20 protein-coding genes are annotated in these 19,872 nt (G+C 68.7%); 14 read left to right on the forward strand and 6 right to left on the reverse strand.

The genetic code is table 11. The features are described from left to right. Position 1: 1 nt before the first annotated feature. From ABZS29_RS21890 to ABZS29_RS21905, 4 genes are all read left to right on the forward strand, one after another. Complete coding sequence (locus tag ABZS29_RS21890) at positions 2-1,057, forward strand: DUF6177 family protein (protein WP_355464111.1); 1,056 nt, start codon at positions 2-4, stop codon at positions 1,055-1,057. Positions 1,058-1,073: 16 nt separating this feature from the next. Further along, positions 1,074-2,396 carry an EsaB/YukD family protein gene (locus tag ABZS29_RS21895; protein WP_355464112.1) on the forward strand — a complete coding sequence of 441 codons (1,323 nt, stop codon included), beginning with the start codon at positions 1,074-1,076 and terminating at the stop codon, positions 2,394-2,396. A gap of 12 nt (positions 2,397-2,408) precedes the next feature. After that, positions 2,409-3,920 carry a hypothetical protein gene (locus ABZS29_RS21900; RefSeq protein WP_355464113.1) on the forward strand — a complete coding sequence of 504 codons (1,512 nt, stop codon included), beginning with the start codon at positions 2,409-2,411 and terminating at the stop codon, positions 3,918-3,920. A gap of 129 nt (positions 3,921-4,049) precedes the next feature. Further along, a complete protein-coding gene (locus tag ABZS29_RS21905) occupies positions 4,050-4,604 on the forward strand; it encodes a Rieske 2Fe-2S domain-containing protein (protein ID WP_355464114.1) in 555 nt (184 codons plus the stop codon). 60 nt (positions 4,605-4,664) lie between these two features. On the opposite strand, the gene ABZS29_RS21910 is transcribed toward ABZS29_RS21905, so the two are convergent. The 3 genes from ABZS29_RS21910 to ABZS29_RS21920 form a co-directional block, all read right to left on the reverse strand. Beyond that, complete coding sequence (locus ABZS29_RS21910; RefSeq protein ID WP_355464115.1) at positions 4,665-5,876, reverse strand: S8 family serine peptidase; 1,212 nt, start codon at positions 5,874-5,876, stop codon at positions 4,665-4,667. Between the two features lie 160 nt (positions 5,877-6,036). Then, positions 6,037-6,780, reverse strand: coding sequence for an ankyrin repeat domain-containing protein (locus ABZS29_RS21915; protein WP_355464116.1), 744 nt, complete (start codon positions 6,778-6,780; stop codon positions 6,037-6,039). A gap of 53 nt (positions 6,781-6,833) precedes the next feature. Continuing rightward, complete coding sequence (locus ABZS29_RS21920; RefSeq protein ID WP_355464117.1) at positions 6,834-7,289, reverse strand: DUF6194 family protein; 456 nt, start codon at positions 7,287-7,289, stop codon at positions 6,834-6,836. Positions 7,290-7,371: 82 nt separating this feature from the next. Between ABZS29_RS21920 and uvrC the strand changes: the two genes are divergently transcribed. The 3 genes from uvrC to yvcK are packed head-to-tail and all read left to right on the forward strand — an operon-like array spanning position 7,372 to position 11,218. Further along, positions 7,372-9,399 carry an excinuclease ABC subunit UvrC gene (gene uvrC, locus ABZS29_RS21925; RefSeq protein ID WP_355464118.1) on the forward strand — a complete coding sequence of 676 codons (2,028 nt, stop codon included), beginning with the start codon at positions 7,372-7,374 and terminating at the stop codon, positions 9,397-9,399. Further along, a complete protein-coding gene (gene rapZ / locus ABZS29_RS21930; RefSeq protein WP_132404003.1) occupies positions 9,399-10,265 on the forward strand; it encodes an RNase adapter RapZ in 867 nt (288 codons plus the stop codon). Before uvrC ends, rapZ begins: the two co-directional genes overlap by 1 nt. A 32-nt stretch (positions 10,266-10,297) precedes the next feature. Continuing rightward, positions 10,298-11,218: a uridine diphosphate-N-acetylglucosamine-binding protein YvcK gene (gene yvcK / locus ABZS29_RS21935; protein ID WP_355464119.1), complete on the forward strand. Its 921-nt coding sequence runs from the start codon at positions 10,298-10,300 to the stop codon at positions 11,216-11,218. On the opposite strand, the gene ABZS29_RS21940 is transcribed toward yvcK, so the two are convergent. Both ABZS29_RS21940 and ABZS29_RS21945 read right to left on the reverse strand, forming a co-directional pair. Beyond that, entirely contained in the window at positions 11,215-12,675 is a 1,461-nt protein-coding gene (locus ABZS29_RS21940; RefSeq protein WP_355464120.1) for a hypothetical protein, read from the reverse strand. The two genes, yvcK and ABZS29_RS21940, sit on opposite strands and share 4 nt — an antisense overlap. Further along, entirely contained in the window at positions 12,672-13,178 is a 507-nt protein-coding gene (locus ABZS29_RS21945) for a SigE family RNA polymerase sigma factor (RefSeq protein ID WP_355464121.1), read from the reverse strand. Before ABZS29_RS21945 ends, ABZS29_RS21940 begins: the two co-directional genes overlap by 4 nt. 136 nt (positions 13,179-13,314) lie before the next feature. Between ABZS29_RS21945 and whiA the strand changes: the two genes are divergently transcribed. From whiA to ABZS29_RS21980, 7 genes are all read left to right on the forward strand, one after another. Then, positions 13,315-14,298, forward strand: a complete 984-nt coding sequence (gene whiA, locus ABZS29_RS21950; protein ID WP_171673147.1) for a DNA-binding protein WhiA — start codon at positions 13,315-13,317, stop codon at positions 14,296-14,298. Positions 14,299-14,500: 202 nt separating this feature from the next. Continuing rightward, the gene (gene gap, locus ABZS29_RS21955; protein WP_355464122.1) at positions 14,501-15,505 is read left to right on the forward strand and encodes a type I glyceraldehyde-3-phosphate dehydrogenase; all 1,005 of its coding nucleotides are present in this window, start codon (positions 14,501-14,503) and stop codon (positions 15,503-15,505) included. An 85-nt stretch (positions 15,506-15,590) separates the two neighbouring features. After that, on the forward strand, positions 15,591-16,784 hold the full coding sequence (locus ABZS29_RS21960) for a phosphoglycerate kinase (RefSeq protein WP_355464123.1): 1,194 nt from the start codon (positions 15,591-15,593) through the stop codon (positions 16,782-16,784). A 6-nt stretch (positions 16,785-16,790) separates the two neighbouring features. Next, positions 16,791-17,594 (forward strand): triose-phosphate isomerase, encoded by an 804-nt coding sequence (tpiA, locus tag ABZS29_RS21965; RefSeq protein ID WP_355464124.1) that lies wholly within the window; start codon positions 16,791-16,793, stop codon positions 17,592-17,594. Then, complete coding sequence (gene secG / locus ABZS29_RS21970) at positions 17,591-17,824, forward strand: preprotein translocase subunit SecG (protein ID WP_132403979.1); 234 nt, start codon at positions 17,591-17,593, stop codon at positions 17,822-17,824. The genes tpiA and secG overlap by 4 nt, the downstream gene beginning before the upstream one ends. A gap of 14 nt (positions 17,825-17,838) precedes the next feature. Beyond that, a complete protein-coding gene (locus tag ABZS29_RS21975; RefSeq protein ID WP_355464125.1) occupies positions 17,839-18,198 on the forward strand; it encodes an RNA polymerase-binding protein RbpA in 360 nt (119 codons plus the stop codon). Between the two features lie 89 nt (positions 18,199-18,287). Further along, positions 18,288-19,268 carry an SMP-30/gluconolactonase/LRE family protein gene (locus ABZS29_RS21980; protein WP_355464126.1) on the forward strand — a complete coding sequence of 327 codons (981 nt, stop codon included), beginning with the start codon at positions 18,288-18,290 and terminating at the stop codon, positions 19,266-19,268. On the opposite strand, the gene ABZS29_RS21985 is transcribed toward ABZS29_RS21980, so the two are convergent. Continuing rightward, positions 19,265-19,861, reverse strand: coding sequence for a Uma2 family endonuclease (locus ABZS29_RS21985; RefSeq protein ID WP_355464127.1), 597 nt, complete (start codon positions 19,859-19,861; stop codon positions 19,265-19,267). The two genes, ABZS29_RS21980 and ABZS29_RS21985, sit on opposite strands and share 4 nt — an antisense overlap. Between the last annotated feature and the right edge of the window lie 11 nt (positions 19,862-19,872).

The following is a 19,872-nucleotide window of genomic DNA, read 5'->3' on the forward strand; positions in this document are numbered from 1 at the left end:
GATGCCCAACAGCCTGATCTTCAGCCCCGGCGTCGACCTGATCACCGACAAGGTCGCCGTCGTCATGCAGGACCGGCCCGTGGTCGGCATGTCGGCCTGGCTGAGCGACGCGCTCGCGTCCGCGAAGCAGGAGGGCCGTGACGTCCAGCTGGTCACGCCGAAGACGTCGCGGATCACCTGGCCGGTGCGGTCGATGCTGCTCAACGGCCTCTACTCCAAGTGGGTCGTCACGACCGACGACGGTGAGTACTTCGACGGCCTGAACGGCGTCCGGCTGAAGTGGAACGGTGAGCTGTTCCTGGCCCGCACCCCGCAGCAGCCGGGGCAGGAGCAGACGTCGGACCTGCACCCTGACTTCGTGGTCGAGGAAGTACCGGTCGGCCACCTGCAGATGACCGTCCGGGTCCGGCACGCGCCGGTGGCGAGCCTGATCGTCGGCGGCGTCGCGGAGCGGTTGTTCAAGGCGACCACGGGCGGAGGACCGGCCGGCTGGGCGACCTCGGAGCCGGTCACGCAACCGTGGAGCCCGGAGGCACTGACGGACTACTGCCGCGGCCGCGCGCCGCAGCCGACCTGGCTGGTGCTCTCCGGTCAGCCCGGTCCGGAGTTCAAGCCTGCTGTCGGCACGCTGGAGACCCGCCGGACCCAGTCCGGTCTGGACGAGACCGTCACGCTGTCGGTCGCGCAACCCGGTCTCGAGCTGCCCGATGTGGCGTTCGTCGGAGAGCTGATCGACGAGATCGCCGACAACTACGAGCTGATCTCCGCGTTCGTGATGGGCGCGCTCGGCGCACCCGACGGGACGTACCAGCCGCGGTTCGTCGGGATGGCCTCGCCGATCGGGATCGGCGCCGGCAACGAGGCGCTCGCGACGTCGAGCGTGACCGAGATGCTGAACGTCGAGGGTGTCCGCGGAGCGATGGCGATCGGCCCGGCGCACACGCCGGCGCTGTGGTACCCGATCGGGAACGGCCATGATCCCAAGGACTGGCAGACCTACGCGAACGTGATGAAGAAACTGATCCCGGCCGAGCCGGCACAGCAGCCCGCACAGTAGTCAGGAGTTTGGAACGATGAGTGTCTACAGCCGCGTGACGGTGATCGGTCAGCGCCGTCGGCTGGACGCGGTGCTGCCGGCGGACGAACCGCTCGGCGTTCTGCTGCCCGACCTGCTCCGGATGCTGGACGAGCCGCTGCAGCCGACGCCGCAGCGGCGGTTCCTGACCACGGCGACCGGCGTACTGGTGCCGCCGGAGGGCACGCTGGCCTCCGCGCAGATCATCGACGGCGCGGTGCTCAGGCTCGCGGCCGAGGGCGAGCTCCCGCCGCCGCCGACCGTGTACGACGTGACCGAGGAGGCCGTCGAGGACCTCAAGCGGCGCGGTACGACGTTCAAGCCCGCCCACCGACGGGTCCTGGCCGGGACCGGGCTGGTCTTCTCCATCATCGCCGGCGCGGTCTCGTTGCTCGTCGCTGCGCCGAACCCGATCGCCGCGGCCGCGCTGCTGGTGCTGGCCGCGATCTGCGCGTTCGTCGGGATCGCGCTCGGCCGCGCCGGCAACAAGGTGATCGCCGTCCCGCTGGTGATCGTGGCGACCGTGCTGCTGGCGGTGGCGATCGGCTTCTGGGTGCTGGATGCCGGCGCGAGTCTCGGCCTGACCGTCACGGTCGGCGCGTTGTGTCTGGCGTTCGGCCCGCTGTTCTTCGCGGCGGCCGGGCTCGCCGGTGGTGGCCTGGTGGCGGGTGCGACGTCGGTGCTCTTTGTCGTGGTGTGGATGCTCGGTGTCGGCACCGGTCTGGCCGCGGACCGCGTCGGTGCGCTCGCTGCGTTGCTTGCGGTGCTGCTGCTCGGTCTGCTGCCGCGGATGGCGCTCGCGCTGTCCGGCCTGGCCGGTCTGGACGACAAGCGGGCATCTGGTCAGGAGATCATGCGCGGCGACGTGCAGAGCGCTTTGAACGCGGCTCACCTGGGTCTGGCGCTGGCCACCGTTCCGATCGCAGTGTCGTCGGCTGTCGCGGGCATCATGCTGCTGAAGGCCGGTGGGCCGTGGGCGGTTGCACTCGCACTGGTGCTGGCGTTCCTGCTGGCTTCGCGGTCGCGGCTGTACCCGCTCGTGCAGGAGGTCGCCGTACTGTTCGCGGCTGCGTTCACCGTGGTCTCGGGCTGCGTGCTGATCGCGGCGGTCAACGGCCAGGGCGGTGCGTTCATCGCGCTGGGGCTGCTGGTGTTCGTGGCGATGTTCTGCGCCTTCGGTCTCGGTTTCGCACCGGCGGAGCATGTCCGTGCGCGGCTCACGCAGCTGCTCGACTATCTTGAAGTTGGCGCGATCATCGTGACGGTCCCGCTGGCGCTGGGAGTGTTCGGCGTCTACTCCAACCTGCTGCACGCATTCTGACGACCGGATGGAATGACTGAATCTGACTGGCAGGGTGACATGCTGCGCCGGATGTCGGCGGAGCAGTCACCGGCCGAAGAGCCGTCCCGTACCGACGCTCCGCCCGCGGCCGACCAGCCGGTAGCGGAGGCGCCGCCCGCTCCGCCTGCGCCCCAGCCCGGACCGCCGCCGGTGCAGCAGCAACCGGCGTACCCGCCTGCGCAGCAGCAGCCCTATCCGCAGCAAGCGCCGCCGCAGCAGGGGCCGCCGCCGCAGTATCAGCAGCCGTATCCGCCGGCGCCCCCGCAGCAGTATGCGCCGGAGCAATACCCGCAGCAGCAGTACCCGCCGCAGCAGCAGTACCCGCCGCAGCAGCAGTACCCGCAGCAGGAGTATCCGCCGCAGCCGCCGTACGAGCAGCAGCCGCCGTACCAGCCGCAGCAGTACCCGCCTCAGCAGGGCTATCCGCCGCCGCCCCCACCTCCGCCGTACCAGCAGCCGCCGCCGTACGGCCAGCTGCCGCCGGTGGAGCCGCCGCCCTACGCCGTACCGCAGTACCCGCCGGCTGAGCAATACCCGCAGCAGTACCAGCAGCCCTACGCGGAGCCGCAGTACCAGCAGCAGCCCCCGCCGTACCACCAGCAGCACCCGGGGCAGGCGCCGTACCAGCAGGCTCCGCCGCCGGTGCCGAGCACCGGCTGGGGACCGCCGCCGACCCCGCAGTCGGACCAGCTCGGTCAGCCGATCGCTCCTGAGGGCGACTCGGTGTTCCGGCGCTTCCGGCGGTTCGCCTCCGAGGCGGCGTACCTGGTCGGCGCCTCCGGACGGATCCAGCGCGACGTCGACAACATCGCCACCATCCGGCGGCCGATCGCGATCATGCGCCGCGTCGGTGTCCTCAGCCCGGTCACCAACGGCGGTACGTCGACAGTCAGCGCTCTGCTCGCGATGATGCTGGCAACGCAGCGGTCGGACCGTGTCGTCGCCATCGATGCCGATCCGGGCGGCGCCGAGCTCTCGCGCCGCTTGGAGCTCACCCTCGGCGCCGGGCCGATCGAACGCGTCAGCCTGGTCCGCAGCGAAGGCACCGGCGACGCGGTCCGCCGATCACTCGCCGAGGCCCAGGGCCAAGGCGCTCGCGACGTCGGTCTCGCTGTGGTCGACTGCCCCGGCAGCATGTACGACGAAGTCAGCATGGAGATGGCGTCGTCGGCGCACTGCGTCGTGCTGGTCGTTCCGTCCGTGCAGCATGTCGCGACCTACTGCCTGCAGCAGCTCGACCAGCTCACCCCGGACGGTCAGAACGTCCTGCTGACCCGTGGCGTCGTCGTGATCACGATGGTGCAGAACGCGGAGCCGAGCACGGTCGACTGGCTGATGGAGGCGTTCCGGCAGCGCGGTCTCGAGCCGCTCGTGCTGCCGCACGACGTCCACATCGCCCGGGCCTGGCCGCTGCACGCCGAACAACTTCAGGACGAAACCCGCCGGGCCGTGCTGGATCTGTCGGCCCGAGTCGTCCAAACCGTCACCGGCGCGGCCGGCTGATCAGGTCCTGACGGGCAAAAGTCTCAAACGGCGGTTCAATCGAGCAGGAGATTGAACCGATCGGGCCGCCCAGCCGTTTGACAGAGCATTCAACTATTTCAGCCGGCAAGCTCCTGGAGGTCCAGATTCATGAGCGATGACACGATGGCACCACCCACCTCGCAACCGGACGCCGAGTCGGACGGTCTGTTGCGCGACCGGCGGTCGGTGCTCCGCTGCGCGGCGATCGCCGCGATGGTGGGTGCCAGCGCCCCGATCCTCGCGGCCTGCGGAGGCGGTGACAGCAGCACGGGCGCCGGCCCGACGACCGGCTCCAGTTCCGGGCCGACCAGTGCGCCGACCACGGGCGGCAGCACCGGTCCGTCGTCCGCACCGCCCTCCAGCGGGGCGGGCGGCAAGGTGCTCGGTCCGGTCAGCGACGTACCGGTCGGTGGCGGCAAGGTGTTCACCGACGCCAAGGTCGTCGTGACGCAGCCGACCGCCGGACAGTTCAAGGGGTTCTCCGCGGTCTGCACGCACCAGGGCAACCCGATCGGCTCGGTGCAGGACGGCCAGATCATCTGCCCGTTCCACCAGAGCCACTTCAGCATCACCGACGGCGCGCCGGTCAGCGGTCCGGCCGCCACGCCGCTGCCCGCGGTCAACGTCGCGGTCGAGGGCACGAACGTCGTCCAGACGGCCTGACCCCCCAGTACGTCGAAAGGCCCGGCCGCAGCGGCCGGGCCTTTCGGGGGAGGGCTGCTGCTACGCCGGATCCGCCTTTCCGGCGAACAGCAGCTTGTTCGGGGAGCCGGTGCCGGGGTCGCCGACCTTGTCCGGTGTCGACGCGCCGACCAGGGCCGTCGCGACATCAGCCGGCTTGGCGTCCGGGTGCTCGGCCAGGTAGAGCGCGATCGCGCCCGTCACGTGCGGCGTGGCCATCGACGTACCGCTCATCTTCGCGGTCGAGTCCGGCCCACTGATCCCGACCGACTCGATGTCCACGCCGGGACCGAAGAGATCGACGCACTTGCCCCAGTTCGAGAACGTCGCCTTCTTGTCCTGGTCGTCGGTGGCGCCGACGGTGATCGCCGACGGCTCGCGCGCCGGCGACGTCGTACAGGCGTCGGCGCTTTCGTTGCCAGCAGCAACCGCATAGGTGATGCCGGCGCCGACCGAGGCCTTCACTGCCGCGTCCAGCGCGTTGTCGGCTCCGCCGCCGAGGCTCATGTTCACGACCGCGGGCTTCTTCGCGTTCTTGGTCACCCAGTCGATGCCCGCGACAACGGTCTCGGTCGTGCCGGAGCCCTTGCAGTCAAGGACTCTGACGCCGAAGATCTTCGCGCTCTTCGCGACGCCGTACGTCGTCCCGGCGATCGTGCCGGAGACGTGGCTGCCGTGGCCCATGCAGTCGACGCCGTTCTGGCCGTCCTTGACGGTGTCGGTGCCGACCGCGGCGCGGTCACCGAAGTCCTTGTGCGCCGCGTAGATACCGGTGTCGATCACGTAGACGTTGACCGCGTCGGCCGCCGAGGTCGGCGTGTACTTCTTGTCCAGTGGCAGTTCGCGCTGGTCGATCCGGTCCAGGCCCCACGGCGGATCGTCCTGGGCCACGGTGATCCGCTGGTTCTGCTGCACGAACGCGACCCGCTTGTCACCGGCGACCTTCTTCGCCTGCTCCTCGCTCATACTCGCCGAGAAACCCTTGATCGAGGAGTCGTACTGATCGCGCACCTCGACGTCGTAGGTGCTGGCCAGGCTCTGGTTGGTCGCTCGGGTCTCACCCATCGAACGCTGCCCGGCGAGGACGACGATGTAGCTGCCGGCAACGGCGTTCGGGGTGCCCGCGCCGCCGATCGCGACACCGGTCTGCTCCGGCTGCGCCGCCGTACTGGCGGTGGCGAGACCGGTAACGGCCAGTGCCGAAGCAGCGAGCGCACTCAGTGCGACGCGCGGTCTGACGAGTTTCAGGGACATGGGCGGAAACTCCCTCGAGTCAACGCAAGGCCTTGTTGCCTCACGCAAAGGACCAGCGCATCTACCCTGCGTCACAGGTTACGGACCGCGCCCATCCCAGCCGGGGGTCAACTCGGCCTTATGACCCAACCCGCAACACGACCGTCGGCCAATCGCAAGGTCAGTACCGCCCCCACCGCACCGGCCGCGACGAACCGCCGTACCGGCGAATGACGAAGCCGTGCGCACGCGCCCACCGCTCGGCACCGCGCGCCAGCGCCGGCGAACCGCAGTTCAGGAAGTCCTCGGCGAGCTCCCGATCGCCCCACACCCGAAGCAGTTCGAGCAGTGGCTCCTCCGAGCTCGTTCGGCCGAGCTTGACCGCCAGTACGACGATCCGTCGGCGCTCGTGCGGGTTCGCGACCGCGGTTCGGGTGAGGGCGGGTTGGTAGAACCGCTGATGAGCTCGCCGCAGCTGGTTGTAGCTTTCGCGTGCAGCCGGACCATCGGCCGCCCACGATCCCTGGAGGGTGAGTTTGCGTGCTGTGGTCAGCAGCATGCGCTCGTACGATCCGAGCTTCGCCATGTCGGCCGGGGTGAACCCGAGCTTGTTGACCAGCGTCTCGTCGGCGCCCCGGGCGATCAGCCTGCGCACCGCCTCCTCGTGCTGCTGGTACTGCGCGAGATGCAGGGCGGTATTGCCCTCGGAATCGCGAAGATTCAGTGCGTCCCCGGCCCGGACGAACTCGTCGAAGCGTGTGCTGTCGTGATCGTCCATTGCGGCCCTGAAGAAGGCCCGCTGCCGGAGTGCCCGGTCCCGCGCCCGCCTCCTCAGCAGCACGACGGTTGTGACGAGCACGCCGATACCGACCAGTGCAACGGGGGCGACCCAGTTGGCGAGTTGCGACGAGAGGGCGGTGTGCATACAAGCATTGTCTGGAGCCTGGTGTGCGTTGCGGGTGGCTTGGCAGGTTGTGGTCAGCCGGTACGCCGGGCTTCGCGGTTGGCGTGCTTGCCGGCGGCGAAGTCGTATGACTCCTCGATGAGGGGCAGCAGCGGGTCGAGCGCGGTGGGGGAGATGATCGCCACCCAGTACTGCGCGGCGTAGAAGGGGTGCGGCATCAGCGTGTCGCGGGCGGCGTAGTCGTGATCCGAGACGAGCACCCAGTCGGTGTCGCGCTCGGTCGGCGGCGCGCCGAACAGACTCGTGTACGTCGCCTTGGTCAGGCCGAGGTTGAGTCGCCAGGCGCCGGGCTCGTCGAGGCGGGAGACCCGTTCGTAGTGGTCGCCGGTGACGATCGTGGCGAAGGGCTGCTGTCGTTCCGGCGGGAGGTCGGCCCGCGGGTCGTAGAGGTAGAACAGGTCGTCCTGGGCCTCGAGGACCCGGACGCCGTCGAGGGCACGGATCACTCGATCCAGTTCGTCAGGTGTCATGCCTTCAAGTCTGTCATTGAAGTCGCAGTAGAGACCTTGGCGGGATTCAGGTTTTGTCGGCGGCCCGAACTAGGGTTGTCGGGTGGCTGATCCATCGTCCTACCGACCCGCGCCCGGGTCGATTCCCGACTCGCCCGGTGTCTACCGCTTCAGCGACTCCGCCGGGCGGGTGATCTATGTCGGCAAGGCGAAGAACCTGCGGTCCCGGCTGTCGTCGTATTTCCAGGACCTGGTCAATCTGCACCCGCGGACGCAGGCGATGGTGACGACCGCCGCGAAGGTCGAGTGGACCGTCGTCGGCACCGAGGTCGAGTCGCTGCAGCTGGAGTACTCCTGGATCAAGGAGTACGACCCGCGCTTCAACGTGAAGTACCGCGACGACAAGTCGTACCCGTGGCTCGCGATCACCCTCGACGAGGAGTATCCGCGGGTCATGGTCGGCCGCGGCCAGAAGAAGAAGGGGATTCGGTACTTCGGTCCCTACAGTCACGCCTGGGCGATCCGGGAAACGGTCGACCTGCTGCTGCGGGTCTTCCCGATGCGCTCGTGCAGCAAGGGCGTGTTCAACCGGCACCGCCAGATCGGCCGGCCCTGTCTGCTCGGCTACATCGGCAAGTGCGCCGCGCCCTGCACCGGTCAGGTGTCGCAGGAGGAGCACCGCAAGATCGTCGACGACTTCTCCGCGTTCCTCTCCGGCCAGACGACGACGTACGTGCGCCGCCTGCAGCAGGAGATGAAGGCCGCGGCCGCCGAGCTGGAGTACGAGCGAGCCGCCAAGATCCGCGACGACCTCGCCGCCCTCGAGAAGGCGCTGGCGAAGAACGCGGTCGTCCTCGGCGACGGCACCGACACGGACGTGATCGCGCTCAGCGAGGACCCGCTCGAGGTCGCCGTCCAGATCTTCTACGTCCGCGGCGGCCGGATCCGCGGTGAGCGCGGCTGGATCGCCGACAAGGCCGACGGTACGGCGACGACCGGCGACCTGGTCTCGCGGTTCATCCAGCAGACGTACGCTGGTGATTCCGGCGACGCGATCCCGCGCGAGATTCTGGTCCCGGTCGTGCCCGACGATGCCGAGGCGCTGACCGAGTGGCTGGAGGGAACCCGTGGCTCGCGGGTGGCGATCCGGGTCCCGCAACGCGGCGACAAGAAGGCGCTGATGGAGACCGTCGAGCGCAACGCGCTGCAGACGCTGACCATGCACAAGACCAAGCGGGCCAGCGATCTGACCACCCGCAACCAGGCGCTGGAGGAGATCCAGGCCGGCCTCGACCTGCCCGAGGCGCCGCTGCGGATGGAGTGCTACGACGTCTCGAACCTGCAGGGCACCGAGGTGGTCGCCTCGATGGTGGTCTTCGAGGACGGCCTGCCGCGGAAGAGCGAGTACCGCCGGTTCGTGATCAAGGGCGTCGAGGGGCAGAACGACGTGGCCTCGATCGCCGAGGTGCTGACCCGGCGGTTCAAGCGGATGCTCGAGGACCGGGCCGGTATTCCCGACGGCGAGGACCCGACGGCGTACCTGGTCGATCCGGAGACCGGCCGGGCGAAGAAGTTCGCCTACACGCCAGGGCTGGTCGTGGTCGACGGCGGTCCGCCGCAGGTCGCTGCGGCGCGGCAGGCGCTCGATGAGCTGGGCCTCGGCGACATCCCGATCTGCGGCCTGGCCAAGCGGCTGGAGGAGGTCTGGATCCCGGACGAAGAAGATCCGGTGATCTTCTCCCGGACCTCCGAAGGGCTGTATCTGCTGCAGCGCTTGCGCGACGAGGCGCACCGGTTCGCGATCACGCATCACCGGAACCGGCGCTCGAAGAGCATGGTCGAGAGCGTGCTGGACGACGTACCGGGGTTGGGGGAGGTGCGGCGCAAGACGCTGCTGCGGCACTTCGGTTCGCTGAAGAAGCTGCGCCAGGCCACCGTCGACGAGGTCGCCGAGCTGCCCGGTTTCGGCCGCCGTACGGCGGAGTCCGTGGTCATCGCGGTGAACACCGCCGCAACGAAGGCCGAATCCGGCCGGGCGCCGTCGGTGAACATGGCCACAGGCGAGATACTGGACGACGACGTCCCGGTGGCCGGGGCGTCCAACGGGGATCCAGGGAGAACTGAGAACTGATGGACGACACGAGCGGCAACCTGATCATCGTCACCGGGATGTCCGGCGCGGGACGGAGTTCGGTTGCGGACGTGCTGGAGGACCTCGGCTGGTTCGTGGTCGACAACCTGCCGCCGATGTTCCTCACCACCATGGTCGAGCAGACCATCGGGACCGGGACGCAGCCGCGGCTGGCGGTCGTCGTCGACGTCCGGACCGGGATGTTCTTCGACGAGTTGAGCTCCGCGCTGCACGACCTGCGGGTCAAGGGCTACCGGCCGCTGACGCTGTTCCTGGAGGCCTCGGACGACGTGATCGTCCGCCGCCAGGAGGGCGTCCGCCGGCCGCACCCGTTGCAGGGCGAGGGCCGGCTACTGACCGGCATCCAGCGCGAGCGCGAGCTGCTCGGCGACATCCGGGCCGGCGCCGACCTGGTCATCGACACCTCGAACATGAACGTCCACCAGCTCGCCGCGAAGATCGTGAACGCCTTCGGTGACGAGGAGAACGCCGAGCTCCGGGCCACCGTGGTCTCGTTCGGATTCAAGTACGGCATCCCGGTCGACGCCGACGTGGTCGCGGACATGCGGTTCATCCCGAATCCGTACTGGCAGCCCGACCTGCGCCCGATGACCGGGCAGGACAAGCCTGTGTCAGACTTCGTCCTCGGCCATCCGCTGGCCCAGCAGTTCCTGCAGAACTACGTGGACGTGCTGGACACCCTGCGGACCGGCTACCTGAACGAGGGCAAGCGCTTCGTCACCGTCGCGATCGGCTGCACCGGGGGTAAGCACCGCAGCGTCGCGATGTCCGAAGAGATCGCCCGGAGACTGCGCGAGAAGGGGTCACCGACGTTGGTCGTCCACAGAGATCTCGGTCGCGAGTGAACCACGGCTCCCCGCGGAGGGCCCCACATGTCGTGGCGCTGGGTGGGGGACACGGCTTGGCGGCTTCGCTGTCAGCGCTGCGTCATGTCACCGATCAGCTGACGGCGATCGTGACGGTTGCCGACAACGGCGGCTCGTCCGGCCGGCTGCGCCAGGAGCTGGGAGTGCTGCCGCCGGGTGACCTGCGGATGGCTCTCGCCGCGCTGTGTCGTGACGACGAGTGGGGCCGCACCTGGGCCGACGTTCTGCAGCACCGCTTTCGCAGCAACGGCGAGCTGCACGACCATGCGGTCGGCAACCTGCTGATCGTTGCCCTGTGGGAGCTGCTGGGTGAGGCAGTCGAAGGCCTGGACTGGGTCGGCCGCCTGCTCGGTGCTCAAGGCCGAGTGCTGCCGATGTCCGCCGTACCGCTGGACATCACCGCCCGCGTGATCGGGCTCGACCCGGACCACCCGGAGGCGATGACCGAGATCCGCGGCCAGGCCGAAGTCGCCACCACCGAGGGCCATGTCGTCGACGTGGCCCTCGACCCGGCCGATCCGCCGGCCTGCCCCGAGGCCCTGGTGGCCATCGCGGAAGCCGACTGGGTCGTGGTCGGTCCAGGCTCGTGGTTCACCTCGGTCATCCCGAACCTGCTCGTCCCCGCGCTCTGCCGCGGCCTCGAGCAGACCAGCGCCCGCCGCCTGCTCACCCTCAACCTGGGCGAGCAAAAAGGCGAGACCGACGGCTTCTCGCCCGAGACCCACCTCGAGGTCCTCGCCGCCCACGCCCCGGACCTCCGCATCGACGTGGTCCTCGCCGACGAAGGCCACGTTCCCGACCCCGACTCCCTGCGCCGTACGGCGCAGTCCCTGGGCGCCGAACTGGTCGTCGCCGACATTGCCGACGACGACCAGCACCTTCATCACGCTCCCGACAAACTCACGAAGGTCTACCGTGAGCTGTTGGTCTAGCTCGCGTCCACCGTGATCTTCTGGTCGTAGACCAGCTTGGCGTCCGCGTCGTACCCACGTACTCGAACCTGCTTGAAGTTCTCGCTGCCACCGGTGGTGCCCCACAGGTAGTAGCCGTTCGAGATCGCGGCGCGCACCGGTCCGGTCGGCAGGTCCACGATGATTTGTGCGACGCCGTTCGGGACCATCGCCCACATGCTGAACGATTCCTTGGCCGGATCGCCGAACGTTCCATCAGCCTGCACGCCGTGGCGCGTGTAGTCGTAGGCGTTCTGCTCGGCGCGGTAGCACCAGGCGACGACGTTCTCGCCGGGGGAGACCAGCAGGGCTGTGAACCGCTTGTCGCTCCCGACCTTCAGTGCGACCTTCCAGTCCGGATTGATCCGGCCGGCGTCGTACGGCCGCTGGTCCACGGGGTCCTTGGAACCGCCACCGTTGAAGAACGCGTCGTCCGGCTGCTTGCATTCGGTGCGGACCTGCTGATCGCTCAACGGGCTGAACGGTACGACGGTCAGCGGCTTCCCGTTCTCCGGGTCCTTCGTCAGCACGGTCCGCGGCTCGACCGGCGCCGCCGTCTTGATCTTCACGCTCGGGGGAATCTGCTCCGGCGGCTCGGGCTTGGTGTACTTCCACTCATACAGCCGCTTGCCGTTCGCGTCGTACGCCCGGATCCGCTGGATGGCCGGGATGAACTGGCCCAGCTTCGGGTCGTAGTTGGACTTGTCCGACGTGAACCAGTCGGGGTAGCCGAGCGTGTAAAAGCCACCTGGCGCGACGAGCGCCTGCCGCGGCGCCTTCTCACCGGACAGGTTCACCAGCACCTGACTGACACCGTCGGCCGGAATCATGACGCCGGCCGCCGCGGCCTGCGGCCCGCTGGGAAGCTGGCCCGCATTGTCCGGCCCGGGGTCGACGGTGCTGTGCCGCCCGAAGGCCCGCCCACGCTTCGCGTCCTGCATCGTGCAGCTGAAGACCACCGACTTGTCGGGTGCCAGGAACAGCGCGTTCAGGTGCTGCTGGTCGCCGCTCTTGAGGATCACCTTCCAGCGGGCGTCCACCGGTCCGGCGTTGTCGGTGGCCGTCTTGTTCACGATGCGCGAGGCGAGGGGGCTGCAGCGCTTCAGCACTTCGGCATCGGACAGCGGGCTGACCGGCGGTGGCGCCTGGGCCGTCGTACGGGTCTCGTTGTCGACGACCTTCCCGGTCTTCGGGTCGACGCTGATGGTCTCGCCCTTCGGCGTACCGGCCAGGCCGTCGCTCTGGTGCAGGGTGTTCGACCAGACGGTCGCGCCGCCGATCACGGCCAACGTGGTCAGGACGGTGGTGGCGCCGACGGCGATCCGGGTACGGCGAACAGAGCGCCGTCCGCGAGCCAGGATCTGGTCGACGTCGGTGTGCAGAGGCTGGTCGCTGTCGTCGGCGGCGGCGATCAGCATTCGTTCGATGTCGTTGCTCACAAGGCGCTCCTTTCGGTGTGGCCGAGTAGTTCGCGGAGGCGGTCGAGGCCGCGGGAGGTCTGGCTCTTCACACCGCCCTGGCTGACGCCGAGGATGTCGGCGGTCTCCTCCACGCTGAGGTCGTTGTAGTAGCGCAGGACGACGCAGGCGCGCTGGCTGGGCGCAAGCTGGGCCAGCGCCTTGATCACCAGCAGGCGGTTGTCGACCGGTCCGCCGATGTCGGGCTCGACCAGGGCGCTCTCGTCGGAGTCACCCGAGTGCTCCCGCCGCCATGGCTTGCGGGCCTGGTCGAGGACCGAGGTCACCACCGCCCGGTGGGCGTAACTGCGCACCCCTTCACGCCGTTCGATCCGGTTCCAGCGGCGGTACACCTTCACCAGGGCGTCCTGGGCCGCGTCCTCCGCGCGATGCCAGTCGCCGCACATCAGGTACGCCGTACGCCGCAGCGGCCGGACCATCGTCGCGGCGAACTCGGTGAACTCGGCGTCGTCTCGTGCTCTCATACCCCTCCTCTCGTGCTGTCGCGGAAGGAACGCACCCCGCGCCGGACAAGGTTGCAGCCATCCGTAACGCAATTCGCCGGTGTGGAGTTGAGGGTTCGGTGGGAGGGTCTTTGACAACGGTGGGAGGATGCCTTCTATGGCGATGACAGCACAGGTGAAGTCCGAGTTGACCAGCATTCAGGTCACGAAACCCTGTTGCCGCAAGGCCGAGGTGTCGTCCGTGCTGCGCTTCGCGGGTGGGCTGCACCTGGTCTCCGGCCGGATCGTCGTCGAGGCCGAGCTGGACAGTGGCGCCGCCGCGCGCCGGTTGCGCAAGGACATCGCCGAGATCTTCGGGCATCCGTCGGACGTGGTGGTGATCTCCCCGTCCGGAATCCGGAAGCAGACCAAGTACGTCGTCCGCGTCGTCCGCGACGGCGATGCGCTGGCCCGGCAGACCGGCCTCGTCGACAACCGCGGCCGTCCCGTTCGCGGACTGCCGCCGGCGGTGGTGTCCGGCGCTTCGTGTGACGCCGTCGCCGCCTGGCGGGGTGCGTTCCTGGCGCACGGCTCGCTGACCGAGCCGGGCCGATCGTCCTCGCTCGAGGTGACCTGCCCCGGCCCCGAGGCCGCTCTTGCGCTGGTGGGTGCCGCCCGCCGGCTGGGGATCGGCTCCAAGGCTCGTGAGGTGCGCAACGTCGACCGTGTGGTGATCCGCGACGGCGACGCCATCGGCGCGCTGCTGACGCGGCTCGGTGCGCACGAGTCGGTGCTGGCCTGGGAAGAGCGCCGGATGCGCCGCGAGGTGCGCGCGACGGCCAACCGGCTGGCGAACTTCGACGACGCGAACCTGCGCCGGTCCGCCCGGGCCGCGGTCGCCGCGGGTGCCCGGGTCGAGCGGGCACTCGAGATCCTGGGCGACGACGTACCGGATCATCTGCAGGTGGCCGGCAAGCTGCGGCTGGAGCACAAGCAGGCCAGCCTCGAGGAGCTCGGTCAGCTGCACGAGCCGGCGCTGACCAAGGACGCGGTGGCCGGCCGGATCCGCCGCCTGCTGGCGATGGCCGACAAGCGCGCCAGCGACCTCGGCATCCCGAACACCGAGGCGAACCTCACGCCGGAGATGCTCGACCCGGCGTAACCCTCACCAGCGGCACAACTGGTATTCACCGAAAGGCCCCGGAGAGTTTCCGGGGCCTTTCGCTGTGTGGTGGTCTGGACCACGACCTACCGGCCGGTCAGGGTGGTCTGCTGTGGATAGCACCAGTTGGCCGAGTGGGCGGTTGGGCTAATGTTCGGGGTGAAGAGCATGCTGGATCGCTAGTTCGAGGAGACGTAGTCCCGTGACCGTACGCGTAGGTATCAACGGCTTCGGCCGCATCGGCCGCAACTTCTTCCGCGCCGTGCAGGCGTCCGGTGCCGACATCGAGGTCGTCGCCGTCAACGACCTGACCGACAACCAGACCCTCGCCCACCTGCTCAAGTACGACTCGATCCTGGGCCGCTTCCCCGGTGAGGTCTCCGCGACCGACACCGACATCTCGGTCGGCGACCACAGCTTCAAGGCGTTCGCCGAGCGCGACCCCGCCAACCTGAAGTGGTCCGACGTCGGCGCCGACATCGTGATCGAGTCGACCGGTTTCTTCACCGACGCCACCAAGGCCAAGACGCACGCCGACAACGGCGCCAAGAAGGTCATCATCTCCGCCCCGGCGAAGAACGAGGACCTCACCGTCGTCATGGGTGTGAACCACGAGCTGTACGACGCCGAGAAGCACACCGTGATCTCGAACGCGTCCTGCACCACCAACTGCCTCGCCCCGATGGCCAAGGCCATCCACGACGAGTTCGTCATCCAGCAGGGCCTGATGACGACGGTGCACGCCTACACCCAGGACCAGAACCTGCAGGACGGCCCGCACAGCGACCTGCGTCGCGCCCGCGCCGCCGCGCTGAACGTGGTCCCGACCTCCACCGGCGCCGCCAAGGCGATCGGCCTGGTCCTGCCGGAGCTCAAGGGCAAGCTGGACGGCTACGCGCTGCGCGTCCCGGTCCCGACCGGCTCCGCCACCGACCTGACCGTCAACGTCGGCCGCGAGACCTCGGTCGAAGAGGTCAACGCCGCCGTCAAGGCCGCTGCCGAGGGTGCGCTCAAGGGCTACCTGCGGTACACCGAGGACCCGATCGTGTCGAGCGACATCGTCACCGACCCGGCCTCCTGCATCTTCGACGCCGGCCTGACCAAGGTCCTGGGCAACCAGGTCAAGGTCGTCGGCTGGTACGACAACGAGTGGGGCTACTCCAACCGCCTCGTCGACCTGGTCAACTACGTCGGCAAGTCGCTCTGACGTTTCGTCCCGGCATGCGCTCGAGGGTGACCCTGGTGTCCTCCTTCGGGCGCATGCCTGTTTCGTAGACAGGAACCCCTGAACCGTGAAGACCATCGAAGATCTCGGCGACCTGGCCGGCCGGCGGGTGCTCGTCCGCTCCGACCTGAACGTGCCGATCAAGAACGACGTGATCGGCGACGACGGCCGGATCCGCGCCTCGCTGCCGACGCTGGTGAAGCTGGCCAAGGCCGGCGCCAAGGTGATCGTGACCGCGCACCTCGGCCGCCCGAAGGGCACCCCGAACCCGGAGTTCACGCTGGCCCCGGTCGCGAAGCGGCTCGGCGAGCTGCTGGCGCCCGAGGGCATCACCGTGCAGTTCGCGACCGACGTGACCGGCGATTCGGCACAGTCCGCCGTACAGGAGCTGGACGAGGGTGAGGTCCTGCTGCTCGAGAACGTGCGGTACGACCCGCGCGAGGAGAGCAAGGACGAGGCGCAGCGCGACCAGCTGGCCGAGGAGCTCTCGGCGCTCGCCGACGTGTTCGTCAGCGACGGCTTCGGTGTCGTGCACCGCAAGCAGGCCTCGGTGTACGACGTCGCCCGCAAGCTTCCGCACGCGGCCGGTGGCCTGGTGCTGGCGGAGGTCGACGTACTGAAGAAGCTGACCGAGGAGCCGGCCCGCCCGTACGTCGTCGTGCTCGGTGGCGCGAAGGTCTCCGACAAGCTCGCGGTGATCGACAACCTCCTGGCCAAGGCCGACAAGCTGCTGATCGGCGGCGGCATGGTCTTCACCTTCCTGAAGGCGCAGGGCCACGAGGTCGGCAAGAGCCTGCTCGAGGAGGACCAGCTCGACATCGTCCGCGGCTATCTGAAGGAGGCCGGCGACAAGATCGTGCTGCCGACCGACATCGTGGTCGCGCCCGAGTTCAAGGCCGACTCCCCGGCCACCGTGGTGGCGGCCGACGCGATCCCCGCCGACCAGCTCGGTCTGGACATCGGCCCGGACTCGGCCAAGGCGTTCGCCGCCGAGGTCGGGGCCGCGAAGACCGTGTTCTGGAACGGCCCGATGGGCGTCTTCGAGATGGCAGCCTTCGCGGGCGGAACCAAGGCCGTCGCACAGGCGTTGACCGAGGTGGATGGCCTGAGTGTCGTCGGTGGCGGTGACTCCGCGGCCGCCGTCCGGCAGCTAGGCTTCGCCGACGATGCGTTCGGCCACATCTCCACCGGTGGCGGCGCGTCCCTCGAGTACCTGGAGGGCAAGGAGCTCCCGGGACTCGCCGTACTGGAAGAGGACTGATCACACATGGCAGAAGCCCGTACGCCGTTGATGGCGGGCAACTGGAAGATGAACCTCAACCATGTTGAGGCCGTGCACCTGCTGCAGAAGCTGTCGTGGACGCTGCAGGACAAGAAGCACGACTTCGAGCGCGTCGAGGTCGCGGTGCTGCCGCCGTTCACCGACATCCGCAGCGTGCAGACGCTGGTCGACGGTGACCGGATGAAGATCAAGTACGGCGCGCAGGACGTGTCGACGAAGGACTCCGGCGCCTACACCGGAGAGATCTCGGCGGCGATGCTGAGCAAGCTCGGCTGCACCTACGTGCTGACCGGGCACTCGGAGCGCCGGCAGTACCACGGCGAGGACGACGCGCTGGTCAACGCCAAGACCGCCAAGGCGCTCGAGGCCGGCCTGGTCCCGATCATGTGTGTCGGGGAAGGGCTGGAGATCCGCAAGGAGAACGGCCAGGTCGAGCACGTGCTGGCCCAGGTCGACGCCGGGCTGGCCGGCCTGAAGCAGGACGACGTCCGCAAGGTCGTCATCGCCTACGAGCCGGTCTGGGCGATCGGGACCGGTGAGGTCGCGACCCCGGAGGACGCCCAGGAGGTCAACTCGGCGATCCGCGCGCGGATCGAGGAGACGATTTCACCGTCGGTGGCCGACTCGGTACGGATTCTTTACGGCGGATCGGTGAAGATGGCCAGCGCAGGTGGCATCATGGCCCAACCTGATGTCGACGGCTGTCTGGTCGGGGGCGCGAGCCTCCAGGTGGACGAGTTCGCCGGCATCTGCCGTTACCTGGACCTTCAGTTAGGCTACTCCTCGTGATCCTCGCTTTCTCGATCGTCGTGCTCATCTGCAGCCTCATCCTCACGCTGCTCGTGCTGCTGCACAAAGGCCGCGGTGGCGGTCTGTCCGACCTGTTCGGTGGTGGAGTGTCGTCCAGCCTGGGCGGCTCCTCGGTCGCCGAGCGAAACCTGGACCGCATCACGATCGGCGTCGGCCTGATCTGGTTCGCCTCCATCGTCGCGCTCGGCCTGCTCTACAAAATCGGCTGAGGGGGTAGGGACCCGTGGCTGGTGGTGGTAGTGCGATTCGTGGCAGCCGGGTCGGTGCCGGCCCGATGGGCGAAGCGGAGCGCGGCGACACCGCGCCCCGGCAGCGTGTCGTGTTCTTCTGTGCCAACGGGCACGAGACCGCGACCGTCTTCGCCGTCGAGGCAGCCGTCCCGGAGGCGTGGGACTGTCCGCGGTGCGGTCTGCCGACCAGCACCGATGTGAACAACCCGCCGCCGCCGGTGAAGATCGAGCCGTACAAGACGCACCTGGCCTACGTGAAGGAGCGGCGCTCCGAGACGGAGGCGGCCGAGATCCTCGAAGAGGCACTGGAGAAGCTCCGCGCGCGGCGTGCCCGCGGCGAAGTCATCTTCTGATTGACGCAGTTCATCCCGGGCCGGCCCTCGTGGCCGGTCCGGGATGTTGCGTTGTGTGCTTGGGTTCTGACGCCTTGTAGAGTCTGGGCATGAAGGCTTCGATCGCCCCCGTGCGCTGGACCCCGCCGCCCGCCGACGCGGTTCGTCATCCGGCAAGCCTCGACGTGACGACGGTCGCCGTACCGGGTCATGGGCCTGAGGACGCGTTGATCGACGAGGACGGCAGTGTGCTGACCGGCCTGCAGGACGGCCGCATTCTGCGGGTCAGCGCCGACGGTACGACGATCAGCACGCTCGCGGACACGGGCGGCCGCCCGCTCGGCCTGGAGTGGCTGCCCGACGGCAAGGTGCTGATCTGCGACGCCAACCGCGGTCTGCTCACGCTGGACAAGGACGGCCGCGTCGCAACCCTGCTGGCCGAGATCGACGGCCGCCCGATGCGCTTCTGCAACAACGCCGCCGTCGCCCCCGAGGGCACGATCTACTTCACCGACTCGTCCACCCGGTTCGGCTTCGAGAACTGGAAGGGCGACCTGCTCGAGCACTCGGCCACCGGCAGCGTCTACCGCCTCACCCCGGACGGCAAGGTCACCCGCCTGGCGGCCAACCGGGCCTTCCCCAACGGCGTCGCCCTCAGCGCCGACCACCAAACGCTCTACTGGGCCGAGACCGCGACGTACGCCGTCTACAAACTCGACCTCGGTACGCCGAACGCGCAGCCCGACGTACTGACCCGCGTCCCCGGCCTGCCCGACAACATCTCCCGCGGTTCCGACGGCCTGATCTGGGTCACCATCGGCTCACCTCGCAACGCGCTCCTCGACCTCCTGCTCCCGAAGCCCCCCATCCTCCGCAAGCTCGTCTGGGCCCTCCCCGACGCCCTCCAGCCCAAGCCCGCCGACATCATCGAACTCCAGGCCTACGACGAATCAGGCACCCTCGTCCACGACCTCCGCGGCACCCACCCCGACTTCCGCATGCCCACCGGCGTCCGCGAACACAACGGCACCGTCTGGCTAGCCAGCATCGGCTGCGAAGCCATCGCCACCTTCCCGACGCCCGTTCCCTAGGGCTCGAGAAGCTCCGCCGGGTCGAAGCTCATCGGGAACGGCTCAGCGGTCTCGAACAGCTCACCGGAGCGTGCCCGCGCCTGAGTGATGTACCGACCGCCGGAGCCGAGCTGCAGCAACTCCAGTTCCACCTCACCCCGCCAAACCTGCACGTGCAGATAGAACGGAATGCCGAGCGCGGCGCAGATGGCCGGCTTGTCGATCCGATCCCTGTGATGGGAGGACGGGGAAATGATCTCGATGGGGCACAGCACTTGCTCAGGCTCGAACCAGGTCTGATTCCTGGCCGGGCTCTTGAGAAGCACCAAATCGGGCTCGATCCACCCGTTGATCCCGGTCCGGACATTGAGCGCCGTGTACAACGCGTGTCCCGCAGACCGTGCCGACGGTTGCAACAGGCCGATGAGCTGGGCCGTGGCCCAGCTGTTGGCGCTTCCCTCACGGGGACTCATTCGGAGCCTTCCCTCTACTGCCTCGTACCGCGCGGGCGGCATCCCGTCGATGGGCAGGTGACGCGCCGCCAATTCCACGGTCCACAGGCCGTCCAGATCGACCAATGGATCGAAATAGGGCTCGTGCTCAAGGGCTGACATACCTACCTCCT

The organism is Kribbella sp. NPDC005582 (assembly GCF_040605415.1).
GTDB lineage: Bacteria > Actinomycetota > Actinomycetes > Propionibacteriales > Kribbellaceae > Kribbella.